General features: G+C 69.8%; 13 protein-coding genes and 1 pseudogene. 1 reads left to right on the top strand and 13 read right to left on the bottom strand.

Annotated features, from left to right (window positions below):
* The first annotated feature begins 242 nt into the window (after positions 1 to 242).
* Positions 243 to 1,004: a Crp/Fnr family transcriptional regulator gene (locus IS481_RS09185; RefSeq protein ID WP_165908613.1), complete on the top strand. Its 762-nt coding sequence runs from the start codon at positions 243 to 245 to the stop codon at positions 1,002 to 1,004.
* A gap of 45 nt (positions 1,005 to 1,049) precedes the next feature.
* On the opposite strand, the gene IS481_RS09190 is transcribed toward IS481_RS09185, so the two are convergent.
* The 13 genes and pseudogenes from IS481_RS09190 to IS481_RS09250 form a co-directional block, all read right to left on the bottom strand.
* On the bottom strand, positions 1,050 to 1,970 hold the full coding sequence (locus IS481_RS09190) for an SDR family oxidoreductase (protein ID WP_104356712.1): 921 nt from the start codon (positions 1,968 to 1,970) through the stop codon (positions 1,050 to 1,052).
* Positions 1,971 to 2,049: 79 nt separating this feature from the next.
* Positions 2,050 to 3,723: an isovaleryl-CoA dehydrogenase gene (locus IS481_RS09195; protein ID WP_104356711.1), complete on the bottom strand. Its 1,674-nt coding sequence runs from the start codon at positions 3,721 to 3,723 to the stop codon at positions 2,050 to 2,052.
* A 58-nt stretch (positions 3,724 to 3,781) separates the two neighbouring features.
* Entirely contained in the window at positions 3,782 to 4,801 is a 1,020-nt protein-coding gene (locus IS481_RS09200; RefSeq protein ID WP_194963285.1) for an NADP-dependent oxidoreductase, read from the bottom strand.
* A 58-nt stretch (positions 4,802 to 4,859) separates the two neighbouring features.
* Entirely contained in the window at positions 4,860 to 5,318 is a 459-nt protein-coding gene (locus tag IS481_RS09205; RefSeq protein ID WP_104356710.1) for a PaaI family thioesterase, read from the bottom strand.
* A complete protein-coding gene (locus tag IS481_RS09210; RefSeq protein ID WP_104356709.1) occupies positions 5,315 to 6,100 on the bottom strand; it encodes an SDR family oxidoreductase in 786 nt (261 codons plus the stop codon). Before IS481_RS09210 ends, IS481_RS09205 begins: the two co-directional genes overlap by 4 nt.
* A gap of 136 nt (positions 6,101 to 6,236) precedes the next feature.
* Positions 6,237 to 6,518, bottom strand: a pseudogene (locus tag IS481_RS09215) (Dabb family protein); the annotation flags it as partial.
* Complete coding sequence (locus IS481_RS09220; RefSeq protein ID WP_132763371.1) at positions 6,515 to 6,718, bottom strand: hypothetical protein; 204 nt, start codon at positions 6,716 to 6,718, stop codon at positions 6,515 to 6,517. The gene IS481_RS09220 and the pseudogene IS481_RS09215, both read right to left, overlap by 4 nt.
* 5 nt (positions 6,719 to 6,723) lie before the next feature.
* A complete protein-coding gene (locus IS481_RS09225) occupies positions 6,724 to 8,544 on the bottom strand; it encodes an acyl-CoA dehydrogenase (protein WP_104356706.1) in 1,821 nt (606 codons plus the stop codon).
* An 84-nt stretch (positions 8,545 to 8,628) separates the two neighbouring features.
* Complete coding sequence (locus IS481_RS09230) at positions 8,629 to 9,804, bottom strand: acetyl-CoA C-acyltransferase (protein WP_104356705.1); 1,176 nt, start codon at positions 9,802 to 9,804, stop codon at positions 8,629 to 8,631.
* An 85-nt stretch (positions 9,805 to 9,889) separates the two neighbouring features.
* Positions 9,890 to 11,983, bottom strand: a complete 2,094-nt coding sequence (locus tag IS481_RS09235; RefSeq protein ID WP_104356704.1) for a 3-hydroxyacyl-CoA dehydrogenase NAD-binding domain-containing protein — start codon at positions 11,981 to 11,983, stop codon at positions 9,890 to 9,892.
* 131 nt (positions 11,984 to 12,114) lie between these two features.
* Complete coding sequence (locus tag IS481_RS09240) at positions 12,115 to 12,810, bottom strand: ABC transporter ATP-binding protein (protein WP_104356703.1); 696 nt, start codon at positions 12,808 to 12,810, stop codon at positions 12,115 to 12,117.
* Between the two features lie 17 nt (positions 12,811 to 12,827).
* Positions 12,828 to 13,610: an ABC transporter ATP-binding protein gene (locus tag IS481_RS09245; protein WP_104356702.1), complete on the bottom strand. Its 783-nt coding sequence runs from the start codon at positions 13,608 to 13,610 to the stop codon at positions 12,828 to 12,830.
* Positions 13,607 to 14,950: a branched-chain amino acid ABC transporter permease gene (locus tag IS481_RS09250; RefSeq protein ID WP_104356701.1), complete on the bottom strand. Its 1,344-nt coding sequence runs from the start codon at positions 14,948 to 14,950 to the stop codon at positions 13,607 to 13,609. The genes IS481_RS09245 and IS481_RS09250 overlap by 4 nt, the downstream gene beginning before the upstream one ends.
* Between the last annotated feature and the right edge of the window lie 9 nt (positions 14,951 to 14,959).

Here is a 14,959-nt window from a genome sequence, read left to right on the forward strand (position 1 = left end):
CCTGCAGGGAAACTTGTGCTGCACGCCGCCAAGGCGGCGACAACATAGCACGCACTGGCAGAAAGTGCGACAGTTCGCGCGGTCTGTGAGGGCCGCGCGGGATGCCCGAGGAGACACGAACCGATGCCAGCCACCAAGGCACAGGCCGCCCGGCCTTCCCTGCCCCGCCCGCGGTTCGCGGGCCGTCCGTCACTGCGTCTCGACCCGCCGGCGCTGCCCGGCCGCCCTGCCAGGAGGTCCACATGAGCCTGGCCACCATCGACCTGTGCCGCGTCGCCCCCTGGGCCGGGCTGCTCGGCGAGGCCGACCAGGCCCTGCTGCGCCGCGTGCTGCGCGAACGCCACGTCAAGGCCGGGGGCCACATCGGCTTTCGCGGCGACCCGGTGACGCACTGGGTCGGGGTGGCCGAGGGGCTGGTGCAGCTGTCGGTCGGCTCGGACGACGGCCGCATCTCGGCACTGGGCCACGTCGCGCGCGGCGAATGGTTCGACGAATGCGCCCTGCTGCGCGGCACGGCGCGCCGCTACGACGCGATCGCGCTGCGCGACAGCCGCCTGCTGCTGCTGCCCGACGAGGTGTTCCACGAGCTGCTGCGCACCCGCCCGGCGTTCAACCACTACGTGCTGGCGATGATGGCGGTGCGCGCCGAAGCCGCACTGGATGCACTCGAGGGCGACCGCCTGCACGACTGCGAGGTGCGCGTCGCACGGTGCCTGGCCGCGCTGATCGACCCCGACCTGCACCCCGGCGCGGTGCAGGTGGTGCGGCTGACCCACGGCGAGATCGGCCTGTTGTCGGGCGTGTCGCGCCAGCGCACCAACTGCGCGCTGCACAGCCTGGCGCGGCGCGGGCTGGTGCGCATGAACCGGCACTGCGTGCGCGTGCTCGACGCTCACGGGCTGCGCCGCTTCGCCGGCCTGCCGCAGAAGCCGGCCCTGCAACCGGTGCGGCCGGTCATGGTCCCGGCGATGGACTACCGCGAGCTGCGCTACGCGACGGCCTGAGCGCGCATCGCCCGCGCGCTGCCGAAGTCGCCGGCAGCGCGCCGCTCAGTCGCCGCGCTGCATGGCCTCGCGCAGCGCCTGGCGCAGCTGCTTTCCGATCTCGGGCCGGGACTCGAACGGGTCGCTCGGGTTGCGCGCCAGCACCACGTCCTCGAGGCGCTTCTGCACCATGCCGAGCGCGTGCGGGTGGCTGTAGATGTAGAACCGCCGCTGCTCCACCGCCTCCATCACCTTCTGCGCCACCTCGGCGGCCGTGACCTTGCCCGAGGTGACCGCCTTGGTGGCGCTCGCCTGGGCGATCAGCTGGCTGGGCGTGGGCCGTGCATTGCTGCGCAGCGCCTCGGGCCGGTAGCGATGCGACTCGTGGATGCCGGTGGGCACGAAGTACGGGCACAGCACGGAGCAGTCGACCTGGTCGGTGACCAGGTGCAGGTCCTGGTACAGCGTCTCCGACAGGCTCACGACCGCGTGCTTGGTGACGTTGTAGACGCCCATGTTGGGCGCGTTGACCAGGCCGGCCATCGACGCGGTGTTGACGATGTGGCCGCGATAGGCCGGGTCCTGCCGCGCGGCTTCCAGCATCAGCGGGGTGAACACGCGCACGCCGTGCGCCACGCCCATCAGGTTGACGCCGACCACCCATTCCCAGTCCGCCAGCGAGTGCTCCCAGATCAGGCCACCGGCAGCCACGCCGGCGTTGTTGAACACCAGGTGCGGCACGCCGAAGCGCTCGACGGTGGCCGCGCCCAGCGCCTCGACCTCGGCGGCCTTGGCCACGTCCAGCCGGAACGGCAGCACCTGGGCGCCGAGGCTGCGGATCTCGTCGGCCGCGCGCTCCAGCGCCTCGGCCTGCAGGTCGGCCATCACGACGTTCATGCCGGCCCGTGCGGCCAGGCGCGCCAGCTCCAGCCCGAAGCCGGAGGCCGCGCCGGTCAGCACGGCGGTCTTGCCCTGGAAGAAGCTCATCGGGATCTCCTGCGAGGATGTCGTCCGGACCGATCTTGCCGCCCGCCGCCGGCCAGGTCTGTCCGGCGGGGGACAGGGGTCACTGCGGCATCGCGCGCGCGAGGATGCCGTCGAAGTCGGTGGCCAGCGGCAGCGTGCCGAACGCCTGGCCCCAGTCGCCCCCCAGGCGGGAGGCGCAGAAGGCCTCGAACACGAAGTCGGGCGCATGCTGGCGCAGCATCGCCGCCTGCACCGCCAGCGCGACGTCCTGCGCCAGGCGGCGCGCCTCGGGCTCCTCGACGCCGTCGTCGATGCGTGTCAGCAGCGAGGCGACCAGCCGGTCGTACGCCGGGTGCGCGCCGCGCGCCGGCTCCAGCTCGGCTTCCAGCGCGGCGATCACGTCCTGTCCCTTGTCGTCGCGCTTGCGCAGCGCGCGCAACAGGTCCAGCGCCATGATGTTGCCGGCGCCTTCCCAGATCGAGTTCAGCGGCATTTCGCGGTAGATGCGCGCCATCACGCCCTCGCCGCCTTCCTCGACGTAGCCGTTGCCGCCCAGGCACTCCATCGCCTCCTGCGCGAAGGCGCTGCCGCGCTTGCAGATCCAGTACTTCGACACCGGCGTCAGCACGCGCCGGACCAGCGCTTCGCGGAGGTCGTCCTGGCGGTCGAAGGCACGCGCCAGGCGCAGGCTGAGCGCCACGGCCGCCTCGCTTTCCAGCGCCAGGTCGGCCAGCACGTTGCGCATCAGCGCATGCTCGATCAGCCGGTAGCCGAAGGCCTTGCGCTGGGTGGCATGGTGCAGCGCCAGCGCGAGCGCCTGGCGCATCAGCCCGGTGGTGCCAAGCGCGCAGTCCAGCCGCGTGAGCGTGCCCATCTCGAGGATCTGCGGCACGCCGCGCCCCTCCTCGCCGACCAGCCAGGCGTGGGCGCCGGTGAACTCGACCTCCGAGCTGGCATTGGCCTTGTTGCCCAGCTTGTCCTTCAGGCGCTGGATGCGCACCGCGTTGACCGTGCCGTCGGGCAGCAGGCGCGGCAGGAAGAAGCAGCTCAGGCCGGCCGGCGTCTGCGCCAGCACGAGGAAGGCGTCGCACATTGGCGCCGAGAAGAACCACTTGTGGCCGACCAGCCGGTAGCGCCGCCCCCAGGGCGTGGTCTCCTCGTAGACCGCCTGGGTGGTGTTGGCGCGCACGTCCGAGCCGCCCTGCTTCTCGGTCATGCCCATGCCCATCGTGACGCCGCGCTTGGCGGCGGCCGGCACGAAGCGCGGGTCGTACTCGGTGCTGGTGAGCTTGGGGAACCATTCGGCGAACACCGCCGCGTTGCCGCGCAGCGCCGGGGTGACCGCGTAGGTCATCGAGATCGGGCACAGCACCGAGGGTTCCAGCTCGGTGAACAGCATGAAGCCCGCGGCGCGCTCCAGGTGCGCGCCCGCACCGCCCGCCCACGGGAAGCCGTGCAGGCCGTGGCCCACGGCGGCGGACATCAGCGCGTGGTAGCTCGGGTGGAACTCGACCTGGTCGATGCGCCGGCCCCAGCGGTCGTGGCTGCGCAGCTGCGGCCCGTGCACGTTGGCCAGCCGCGCGTGCTGCTGCATCCCGGCGCTGCCGGCCTGCTCGCCCAGCGCACGCAGCCGGCTGTCGTCGAAGCCCGGCAGGTGGAAGGCCAGCGCGTCGCGCAGCGGGCGGTTCGAGGCGTAGAGGTTGTAGTCCGCCAGCGGGGCGCTCTGGTTGGTCACCTCGTGGGTCTGGTCCTCGGGGGAGAACGTCGCTGCCATGTTGCGCTCCTGTGCGTCTTGCGTCCGCGCACGGCCCGGCCGGCGGGCCGGCGCCCGGTCACACCAGCTTCACCAGCTGCTTGCCGAAGTTGCGGCCCTTGAGCATGCCGAGGAAGGCCTGCGGCGCGTTCTCCAGCCCCTGCGCCACGCTCTCGCGGTACTTCAGGCGTCCGGCGGCCACCAACTCGCCCAGTTCCTGCAGGGCCTCGGGCCACACCTCCATGTGCTCGCTGATGATGAAGCCTTCCACCCGCATGCGTTGCGTGAGGATCAGCTGCGGCCGCGCCATCGGGATCGGGCGGCTGTCGTAGCCGGAGATCATCCCGCACAGCGCGATGCGGCCGAAGGCGTTCATCTGCAGCATCACCGCGTCGAGCACCATGCCGCCGACGTTCTCGAAGCAGCCGTCGATGCCGTCGGGCGCGGCTTCCTTGAGTGCTGCGGCGAGCGAGGCCTCGTCCGGATGCTGCTTGTAGTCGATGCAGGCATCGAAGCCGAGCTCGGAGGTGACGTAGTGGCACTTGTCCGGCCCGCCGGCGATGCCGATCGCGCGGCAGCCGCGCAGGCGCGCGAGCTGCCCGACCACGCTGCCCACCGCGCCGCTGGCGGCGCTGACCACCACGGTCTGCCCTGGTTGCGGCTGGATCAGCTTCAGCAGCCCGTACCAGGCGGTCACGCCCGGCATGCCGACCGCGCCGAGGTAGGCCGACAGCGGGATGCGCTGGGCGTCGACCTTCTGCAGCACGCCGCGCTGGGTCGCGTCGACGATCGCATACTCCTGCCAGCCGCCCATGCCGCGCACGGTGTCACCCGGCTTGTAGCCCGCGTGCTTCGATTCGACCACCACGCCGACCGTGCCGCCGATCATCACCTGGTTCAGCGGCTGCGGCGCGGCGTAGCTCTTCGCGTCGTTCATGCGCATGCGCATGTACGGGTCGAGCGAGAGGTAATGGTGCCGCACCAGCACCTGTCCGTCGGCCAGCAGCGGCAGCGGGGTCTCGACCAGCTTGAAGTTGTCCACGCTCGCCTCGCCTTGCGGTCGCGAGACAAGCAGGATCTGGCGGTTGGTCACGGGCATGCGGTGTCTCCTCTCGTTGTCTGCAGGTGTTCCTGGCGGCCCGGCAGGCGTGCGGCAGCTAGTCGGAGCCTGAGCCTTCCAGCCGCCGCTGCAGGGGCTTGATCCCGCGTCCCTCGGACGGCAGCGCGCGCAGGTACTTGAAGGTGCCGGTCGCGTGCGCCAGGCGCTCCCCCGTGGCGTTGAAGATCTCGCCGTCGCAGAACGCCAGCGTCGCGGTGCGGTGCAGCAGCCGTCCCACGGCACGCAGCTCGCCTTCGCCGGGGCGCATGAAGCTGGTCTTCATCTCGACCGTCACCACGCCGGGGCCGAAATCGGGCCGGTCGCGGTGGATGCTGCGCGCCGCGTGCGCCATCGCCACGTCCAGCAGCGTCATGATCACGCCGCCGTGGGCGACGCCGAACGAGTTGCGGTGCATCTCCTGCAGCGCCACGCGCAGTTCGGCCTCGCCTTCGTCGATGCGCACCAGTTCGACCCCCAGCGCCTGGATGAACGGGATGTGGACGGGAAACTGCATCATCCCCCCACCACGGCGCTGACGCCGCCGTCCACCGCGAGGATCTGTCCGGTGATGTGCTTGCCGGCGCGCGAGGCGAACAGCAGCGCCGCGCCCTTGAGGTCCTCGTCGTCGCCGATGCGGCCCAGCGGCGCGTGCGCGGCCACGTTGTCCACGCCGACCTTCTCCAGCGTGCCGCGGGTCATCTTGCTCGGGAACATGCCCGGCGCCAGCGCGTTCACGGTGATGCCGTAGCGGCCCCATTCGCAGGCCAGCGCACGGGTGAAGTTGACCACCGCCCCCTTGCTGGTGTTGTAGGCGATGGTGTTCATGAACGGCGGGTTGCCGCCCAGCCCGGCGATCGAGGCGACGTTGATGATGCGCCCGTAGCGGCGCGGGATCATGCTCTTCCTGCCGATCAGCTGCGTGAGCAGGAAGATGCCGCGCACGTTGAGGTTCATCACCTTGTCCCAGGCATCCACCGGGTGGTCCTCGGCGGGCGCGCCCCAGGTCGCGCCGGCGTTGTTGACCAGGATGTCCACCGGCCCCACGCGCTGCAGCGTCTCGTCGGCCAGGCGCTGCACATCCTCCTCCCGGCTGGCGTCGGCCGCGATCCAGCGCGCGTCGATGCCCTGGTCCTGCAGGTGCGCCACCGCCTGCTCCAGGTCCTGGGACTTGCGCGAGCTGATCATCAGCTTGGCGCCGGCCGCGCCCAGCGCCTCGGCAATCTGCAGCCCGAGGCCGCGCGAGCCGCCGGTGACGAGGGCCGTGCGGCCGGTGAGGTCGAACAGGGAATTCACGCTCATCTCGATCGGGGAGGTTGAGGCGGCGCGCCGCGCCGCCGGGTGGAAGGCCCGCGCAGCACCCGGCTCACAGCGGAGCCGGCGCCGTCGGGGCGTACGAGAGGTCGTCGCCGAGGTCCACGTCGGCCAGCGACGGGGCCTCGGTCACGTAGTCGAGCACCGAGCGGGCGCTGCGCATCTTGGCCAGCTCCGCGCCCACCGCCTTGTGATGCGGGTGGTTCTGGTAGGCATCCAGCGCCGCCTTGTCGGTGAAGGTGGACACCAGCACCACGTCCATGTTCGCTTCGAGCCCGGGCGTGCGGGTGCCGACCTCGAACTCGACCATGCCGGGCACCAGCGCCTTGCAGCTGTCCAGCAGCGCCTTGAACTTCGGGGCATCGGCAGGATCGTGCAGTTGCCACATCACGATGTGCCGGATCATTGCGGGCTCCCCGGCACGTCCGCCATGCGGGACCGCACGTAGATCAGCACCGCGCCGACGACGGTCGCCAGCGCACCCACGGCCAGGAACCCATGGCCCAGGCCCTGCGCCTGCCGCGCCACGAACACGCCCAGGCACAGCACCAGCAGGCCGCCAAAGATCGCCACCCAGGCCAGGGTGTCCACAGAACTCGGTTTCATCGCTGTCAGAACCATGTTGTTTGCATCTCCAGGCAGGTCGTGTCGCGGGATTCCACCACCGCCAGCCAGGGACCGATTTTCGGCAATTCGTAGCGAAAGAAATAGCGGGCCGCGGCCAGCTTGCCGCGCCTGAAGTCGTCCGGCTCGCCACGTGTGGCACATGTTGCCACGTCCAGCCAGATCCACGCCAGCACCACGTGGCCGAAAGCCTGCATGTAGGGCGTCGCGTTGGCCAGCGCCACGACCGGGTCACCACTGCTCCAGGCCGCCCGCGTGGCCTGCTCCAGCCGCTCCAGCGCCTCGCCGAGCGCCTGGGCGCACCCGGCAAGCGCCGGCAGCTGCGCCGCGCGCGCGACGGCATCGCGGATGCGGCCGGCCAGCAACGCCAGCCCCTTGCCGCCTTCCATCACCACCTTGCGGCCGAGCAGGTCCAGTGCCTGGATGCCGTGCGTGCCCTCGTGGATCATGTTCAGCCGGTTGTCGCGCCAGTACTGCTCGACCGGGAAGTCGCGCGTGTAGCCGGAGCCGCCCAGCACCTGGATCGCCAGGCTGTTGGCCTCCAGGCACCATTCGCTGGGCCAGCTCTTGGCGATCGGGGTCAGCACTTCCAGCAGCAGCCGGGCGTCGTCGGCGGCCTGGGGCGTGCCGGTGCGCTGCTCGTCGACGAGGCGCGCGCAGTACAGCTCCAGCGCCAGCGCGCCCTCGCAGTACGCCTTCTGCGCCAGCAGCATGCGCCGGACGTCGGCGTGCTCGATGATCGGCACCTGGGGCTGCGCGGGATCCTTGCCGCCCGGGCCCACCGGCCGGCCCTGCGGGCGCTGCCGGGCATACTCCAGCGCGGCGAGGTAGCCGGCATAGCCGAGCATGGTCGCGCCCAGGCCGACGCCGATGCGCGCCTCGTTCATCATGTGGAACATGCAGGCCAGCCCCTGCCCCGGCGCACCGACCAGGTAGCCGATCGCCCCGGCCTGCCCGCGCACCGGGTAGCGGCCCTCGCCGAAGTTGAGCAGCGTGTTGGTCGTGCCGCGGAAGCCCAGCTTGTGGTTCAGCCCGGCCAGCGCCACGTCGTTGCGCTCGCCGGTCAACCGGCCTTCGGCGTCGACCAGGTGCTTGGGCACGATGAACAGCGAGATGCCCTTGACACCCGGGATGGTCCGGCCATCCGGGCCGGGGATCTTGGCCAGCACCAGGTGGATGATGTTCTCGCTCAGCTCGTGCTCGCCGGCCGAGATCCACATCTTGTGGCCCTTGAGCCGGTAGCGCGGCCCCAGGGGGTCGGCGGCGTGGTCGTCGCCGTCCGGGATGGCGCGCGTGGCGATGTCCGAGAGGCTGGAGCCGGCCTGCGGCTCGCTCAGGCACATGGTGCCGAACCAGCGCCCGGCCAGCTCGTTGCGTGCGAACACCTGCTTCTGCCGCGGCGAGCCGTGCGCGAGCAGCAGGTTCGCGTTGCCCTGGGTGAGCATCGCGTAGCCGCTCATCGAGACGCTGGCGGCCGAGAAGAAGCTGCGCGCGGCCATCTCGACCACGCAGGGCAGCTGCATGCCGCCCAGCTCGTAGTCGTGCGCGGCGGCCAGCATGCCCGATTCGACATAGGCCCGCATCGCCTCGTGCGTGGCCTGCGGCAGGTGCACGCGCTCGCCGTCGAAGCGCGGCTCCTCGGTGTCGCTCAGGCGGTTGTAGGGGGCGAAGCGCTCGCGCGCCAGGCGCTCGCAGGCGTCGAGCACCGCGTCGAACGTTTCGCGGGAATGCTCGGCAAAGCGCGGCCGTCCGTTGAGCGCTGCCGCATCGAGCCAGTCGTACAGCAGGAAGTCGAGGGTCGCGCGCACGGTCTGCCTCCGCGGGTCAGGGGGCGGGCTGCCGCCCGGCCGCGCGGCACCGGCCGGACGGGCCGCCGGGGTGGATGTCCAGCCTCAGAGCACCTCGAAGATGCCCGCCGCGCCCATGCCGCCGCCGATGCACATGGTCACGCACACGCGCTTGGCGCCGCGGCGCTTGCCTTCGATCAGGGCATGGCCGACCAGGCGCTGGCCGCTGACCCCGTAGGGGTGGCCGATCGCGATCGCCCCGCCGTTGACGTTGAGCCGGTCCATCGGGATGCCCAGCCGGTCCGCGCAGTACAGCACCTGCACCGCAAAGGCCTCGTTGAGCTCCCACAGGTCAATGTCGTCCACCTTCAGGCCCAGGCGCTGCAGCACCTTGGGCACGGCGAACACCGGGCCGATGCCCATCTCGTCGGGCTCGCAGCCGGCCACCGCGAAGCCGAGGAAGCGGCCCAGCGGCTTCAGGTTGCGCTGCTCGGCGAGCTTCTCGCTCATCACGACGCAGGCGCCCGCGCCGTCGGAGAACTGGCTGGCGTTGCCCGCGGCGATCACCCCGCCCGGCAGCGCCGGGCGGATGCCGGCCAGCACCTCGGGCGTCGTGCCCGGGCGCAGGCCCTCGTCCTGGGTCACGGTGACTTCCTTGGTGCGCATGCCCTGCGCCGGGTCGGCCACCCCCATCGTGACGGTGATCGGCACCATCTCGTCGTTGAACAGCCCCGCTTCCTGCGCGGCGCAGGCGCGCTGCTGGCTGCGCGCGCCGTACTCGTCCATGCGCTCGCGCGGGATGTTGTAGCGTTTGGCGACCTGCTCGGCGGTCTGCAGCATGCTCCAGTAGATCTCGGGCTTGTGCTGCATCAGCCAGCCCTCGCGCAGCATGTGCGTGTTGGCCTCGTTCTGCACGCACGAGATGCTCTCGACGCCGCCGGCGACGTAGATGTCGCCTTCGCCGGCGATGATGCGCTGCGCGGCCATCGCGATGGTCTGCAGGCCGCTGGAGCAGAAGCGGTTGACCGTCACGCCGCTGACCGTCACCGGCAGGCCGGCGCGCAGCGCGATCTGGCGCGCGATGTTGCTGCCGGTCGCGCCTTCGGGCGTGGCACAGCCCATCAGCACGTCCTCGACCTCGGCCCCGTCGATGCCGGCGCGCTCGATCGCGGCCTTGACCACGTGGCCGCCCAGCGTCGCGCCATGGGTCATGTTGAAGGCGCCCTTCCACGACTTGGCCAGCGGCGTCCGGGCGGTGGAAACAATGACTGCGTCGGTCATCTGCGTTCTCCTGGATACGGGTGGCTCCGGGCGCGGCGGCTGCCTTCACGCCCGGAGGCGGCAATGCATGACGGGCGGTGCGGCCTCAGTTGAACGTCCCGCCCTCGGCGGCCAGCCGCGCCAGCAGCGGCGCGGGCTCCCAGAACTGAGCGTCGTCGTGCGGGTTCTTCGAGAAGCGGCGCATGGCCTGCACGACGTTGAACAGCCCCACGGTATCCGCATAGCACATCGGCCCGCCGCGCCACAGCGGGAAGCCGTAGCCGGTGAGGTACACCATGTCGATGTCCGAGGCGCGCATCGCGATGCCCTCCTCCAGGATCTTGGCGCCCTCGTTGACCAGCGCGTAGACCAGGCGGCCGACGATCTCCTCGTCGCTGATCTTGCGCGGGGTGATGCCCAGCTCCTTGCGGTGCTTCTCGATCATCTCCAGCACCACCGGCGACGGGATCGGGTCGCGCTTGCCGGGCTGGTAGTCGTACCAGCCGGCGCCGGTCTTCTGCCCGAAGCGGCCCATCTCGCACAGCAGGTCGGCCGTCTTGCTGTAGCGCATGTGCGGCTTCTCGACATAGCGGCGCTTGCGGATGTACCAGCCGACGTCGTTGCCGGCCAGGTCGCCGACGCGGAACGGGCCCATCGCGAAGCCGAATCGCTCGATGGCCTTGTCGACCTGCTCCGGCGTGCAGCCTTCCTCCAGCAGGAAGCCGGCCTGGCGGCTGTACTGCTCGAGCATGCGGTTGCCGATGAACCCGTCGCACACGCCCGAGACCACCGCGGTCTTGCGGATCTTCTTGGCCAGCTGCATCACGGTGGCCAGCACGTCCTTGGCGGTCTTCTCCCCGCGCACCACCTCCAGCAGCTTCATCACGTTGGCCGGACTGAAGAAGTGGGTGCCGATGACGTCCTGCGGGCGCTTCGTGAACGAGGCGATCCGGTTGACGTCCAGCGTCGAGGTGTTGGTGGCCAGGATCGCCCCCGGCTTCATCACCTCGTCGAGCTTGCGGAACACCTGCTCCTTGACGTTGATGTCCTCGAACACCGCCTCGATCACCAGGTCGGCGTCACGGATGTCGTCGTAGCTGAGCGTGGTCGACAGCAGGCCCATGCGCTGCTCGTACTTGTCCTGCGCCAGCTTGCCCTTCTTGACCTGCGCCTCGTAGTTGCGGCGCATCACGCCGATGCCGCGGTCCAGCGCCTCCTGGCTCGTCTCCAGGATGGTCACAGGGATGCCGGCGTTCAGGAAGTTCATGCTGATGCCGCCGCCCATCGTGCCGGCGCCGATCACGGCCACCTTCTGGATCGGCCGCACCGGCGTGTCCTCGGGCACGTCCGGGATCTTGCTCGCCGCCCGCTCGGCGAAGAAGGCATGGCGCAGCGCCTTGCACTCGGGCGTCATCATGAGCGCGATGAACTGCTCGCGCTCGAACGCGAGGCCGTCGTCGAAGCGGCGCTTGACCGCCGCCTCGACCGCGTCGACGCACTTGACCGGCGCCGGGAAGTTCTTCGCGACCGCGCGCACCGTGTTGCGGGCGAACTGAAAGTAGCCGTCCGGATTGGGGTGCTCGGCCTTCAGGTGGCGCACCAGGGGCAGCGGGCGCTGCCCGGCCACCTCGTTGGCGAACGCGATGGCCGCCTCCAGCACGTCGCCGTCGACCACCTGGTCGAACAGGCGCTGGCCCGGGATGGCGGCCAGCAGCTCGGCCTTGACCGGATCGCCGCTGACGATCAGGTTGAGCGCAGGCTCCACGCCGATCACGCGCGGCAGGCGCTGCGTGCCGCCCGCGCCCGGGATCAGGCCGATCTTGACCTCGGGCAGCGCGACCTGGGTGCCCTTGGCGGCCACGCGGTAGTGGCAGCCCAGCGCGAGCTCGAGCCCGCCGCCCATGCAGACCGAATGGACGGCCGCGACCACCGGCTTGCTGCAGTCCTCGACCGCCTTGATGACGCTCAACAGGTTGGGCTCCTGCAGCGCCTTGGGCGAGCCGAACTCGCGGATGTCGGCTCCGCCCGAGAACGCCTTGCCGGCGCCGGTGATGACGATGGCCTGGACCTGGGGGTCGTCCTCGGCCCGGTTCAGCCCGTCGGTGATGCCCTTGCGGGTCTCGTAGCCCAGGCCGTTGACCGGCGGGTTGTTCAGGGTGATCACGGCCACCTGGCCGCGCAGTTCGTAGCTGGCACTCATCCGTTGTCTCCCGGAAGACGGCGATAGAACGTTCGTTCGATTCTAGAAAACAGCCACGCCGGCATCATGTCGCCGGCGTGACAGGATGTGGCTGGCGTCAACGCGAAAGGTGCAGTACAGGCCGCGGAGGCTCAGACCTCCAGCCATTCCTTGCGAATGTAGGAGTTGCTGCGCAGTTCCTCGGGAGTGCCCTCGAAGACGATGCGGCCATGCCCCATCACGTAGCAGCGCTCGGAGATCTCCAGCGCGATGGTGAGCTTCTGTTCCACCAGTAGCACGCTCACGCCGCGGCGCTTGAGCTCCTTGAGGTAGTCGGCCACCTGCTCGACGATCTTGGGCGCCAGGCCCTCGGTGGGCTCGTCGATCATGATGAGGTCGGGATCGCCCATCAGCGTGCGGCACAGCGTGAGCATCTGCTGCTCGCCGCCGGACAGCACCCCCGCCTCGGTGTGCTGGCGCTCCTTCAGGCGCGGGAACATCCGGTACATGTCGTCGAAGGTCCAGCGCCCGGCCTTGCCGCCGCGCTTCTCGCCCAGCATCAAGTTCTGGTGCACCGTCAGCTTGGGAAAGATGTCGCGGTTCTCCGGCACGTAGCCGATGCCGCGGTGGGCGATCTCGAACGCATGGCGGCCGAGGATCTCCTCGCCCTTCCAGCGGATCGATCCCTGCCCGTCGACCAGGCCCATGATGGCCTTGACCGCGGTCGAGCGGCCCGAGCCGTTGCGGCCCAGCATGCTGACGATCTCTCCCGGCTTCACCTCCATCGTGACGCCGTGGAGCACGTGGCTCTTGCCGTAGAAGGCATGCAGATTCTCGATTTGCAGCATCTCGTCGCGTCCAGGCTTCAATGCCCCGCCATGGCGGCCTGCTGTTCGGCCAGCACCGAGCCGAGGTAGGCTTCCTGCACGCGCTGGTTGGCGCGCACGGCCTCCGGCGTGTCGAAGGCGATGACTTCCCCGTAGACCAGCACGGCGATCTTGTCGGCCAGGCCGAACACCACGCCCATGTCGTGCTCGACGGTCAGCAGCGTCTTGCCTTCCGTCACCTCGCGGATCAGCTGCACGAAGCGCTTGGTCTCCGACTGGCTCATGCCGGCGGTCGGCTCGTCCAGCAGGATCACGTTGCTGCCGCCGGCGATCGTGATGCCGATCTCCAGCGCGCGCTGCTCGGCGTAGGTCAGGTTCATCGCCAGCACATTGCGCTTCTTGTCCAGCTTGATCATCTCGAGCACTTCCTCGGTGCGCTCGTTGACGTCCTGCAGGTCGGCAAGGAACTTCCAGAACGCGTAGCGGTAGCCCATGGACCACAGCATCGCGCAGCGCACGTTCTCGAACACCGACAGCCGCCCGAACAGGTTGGACACCTGGAAGCTGCGCGCCAGGCCGCGCCGGTAGATCTCGTAGGGGCGCTTGCCGTCGATGCGCTCGCCGTTGAGCAGGATCTCGCCGCTGGTCACGTCCAGCCGGCCGCTGATGAGGTGGAACAACGTGGACTTGCCCGCGCCGTTGGGGCCGATGATGGCCACCCGCTCGCCCGGCTTCACCGCCAGGCTGGCGCCCCGGATGATCTCGGTCTTGCCGAAGCTCTTGCGCACGTCGCGCAGCTCCAGCGCATAGGTGCTGCTCACAGTGCCTCCCTGCGGCGGATTTCCTGCTCGATCTCTTCCTGCACCTCGCCCCACTGGCGGGCGAACTCGCGGCGCGCCAGCTCGAACATCGCGATGCCGGTCAGCATCACGAAGGTCGCGCCGAACCAGCTGTCCACGCCCTGCGTGTCCAGCGTCGCGCCAAGGAACTGCACCTTGGGCCCGAGCGCGGCATTGAGCTGCATGTGGTAGACCATCTCGACCAACGCCGCGGCGCCGACCAGCAGCACCAACGCGGTGCCGCCCAGCGCCAGGTAGGCGGTCCAGAGCTTGCGCAACTTGCCGAAGGCCGCCACGCGCAGGTTCATCATGATCAGGCTGGCGATGCCGCCCGGCGCATACATCACCATGAACAGGAAGATCAGGCCCAGGTACAGCAGCCAGGCCTTGGTGAACTCCGACAGCAGCACGAAGGCGACCACCATCAGGACGCCGCCGATGATCGGCCCGAAGAAGAACGTCGCCCCGCCCAGGAAGGTGAACAGCAGGTAGGCACCTGAACGCGCCGCGCCCACCACCTCGGCGGTGACGATCTCGAAGTTCACGACGTACAGGCCACCGGCGATGCCGGCGAAGAAGCCGGCGAAGATGAACGCCAGGTAGCGGATGCGCTGCGTGCTGTAGCCGATGAACTCGACCCGCTCGTCGTTGTCGCGCACCGCGTTGAGCATGCGCCCGAGCGGCGTGCGGGTGAAGGCATACATCGCCGCGGTGCACACGAAGGTGTAGAACGCGATCAGGTAATACACCTGGATGTCCGGGCCGAAGGTGATGCCCAGCACCGGCTTGCCGATCACGCGGTTGGTCGAGATGCCCGCCTCGCCCCCGAAGAACTCCGGCAGCATCAGGGACATCGCGAACACCAGCTCGCCGATCCCCAGCGTGATCATCGCGAAGGTGGTGCCGGCCTTCTTCGTGGTCACGAAGCCCAGCAGGATCGCGAAGAACATGCCTCCCAGCCCGCCGACCAGCGGGATCAGGCTGACCGGCACCGGCAACGTGCCTCCCGCTGCGGCGTTCAGCGTGTGGATCGCGATGTAGGCGCCCAGGCCGGTGTAAACCGCGTGCCCGAAGCTCAGCATTCCGCCCTGCCCCAGCAGCATGTTGTAGGACAGGCAGGCGATGATCGCGATGCCCATCTGCGTGAGCATCGAGCGCGACATGCTGCTGTTGAACAGCAGCGGCGCGACGATCAGCACCAGTGCGAACAGCCCCCAGATGATCCAGCGACCGACGTTGTAGGGCTTGAAGTGGAAGTAGCGCTGCGGTGCGCGCGTCTCCTGGACGGGCACCGGCACGGTGCCGAGCGTGTCAGCTTTCATGCTAGTCAT

It is taken from the genome of Caldimonas thermodepolymerans, assembly GCF_015476235.1.
Lineage (GTDB): Bacteria > Pseudomonadota > Gammaproteobacteria > Burkholderiales > Burkholderiaceae_C > Caldimonas > Caldimonas thermodepolymerans.

What these genes read in the sequence shown, in the direction of transcription:
- IS481_RS09220 (WP_132763371.1), bottom strand. Translation starts at nt 6,718, where the DNA reads ATGAAACCGAGTTCTGTGGACACCCTGGCCTGGGTGGCGATCTTTGGC.
- IS481_RS09185 (WP_165908613.1), top strand. Translation starts at nt 243, where the DNA reads ATGAGCCTGGCCACCATCGACCTGTGCCGCGTCGCCCCCTGGGCCGGG.
- IS481_RS09240 (WP_104356703.1), bottom strand. Translation starts at nt 12,810, where the DNA reads ATGCTGCAAATCGAGAATCTGCATGCCTTCTACGGCAAGAGCCACGTG.
- IS481_RS09210 (WP_104356709.1), bottom strand. Translation starts at nt 6,100, where the DNA reads ATGAGCGTGAATTCCCTGTTCGACCTCACCGGCCGCACGGCCCTCGTC.
- IS481_RS09190 (WP_104356712.1), bottom strand. Translation starts at nt 1,970, where the DNA reads ATGAGCTTCTTCCAGGGCAAGACCGCCGTGCTGACCGGCGCGGCCTCC.
- IS481_RS09235 (WP_104356704.1), bottom strand. Translation starts at nt 11,983, where the DNA reads ATGAGTGCCAGCTACGAACTGCGCGGCCAGGTGGCCGTGATCACCCTG.
- IS481_RS09195 (WP_104356711.1), bottom strand. Translation starts at nt 3,723, where the DNA reads ATGGCAGCGACGTTCTCCCCCGAGGACCAGACCCACGAGGTGACCAAC.
- IS481_RS09205 (WP_104356710.1), bottom strand. Translation starts at nt 5,318, where the DNA reads ATGATGCAGTTTCCCGTCCACATCCCGTTCATCCAGGCGCTGGGGGTC.
- IS481_RS09200 (WP_194963285.1), bottom strand. Translation starts at nt 4,801, where the DNA reads ATGCCCGTGACCAACCGCCAGATCCTGCTTGTCTCGCGACCGCAAGGC.
- IS481_RS09250 (WP_104356701.1), bottom strand. Translation starts at nt 14,950, where the DNA reads ATGAAAGCTGACACGCTCGGCACCGTGCCGGTGCCCGTCCAGGAGACG.
- IS481_RS09230 (WP_104356705.1), bottom strand. Translation starts at nt 9,804, where the DNA reads ATGACCGACGCAGTCATTGTTTCCACCGCCCGGACGCCGCTGGCCAAG.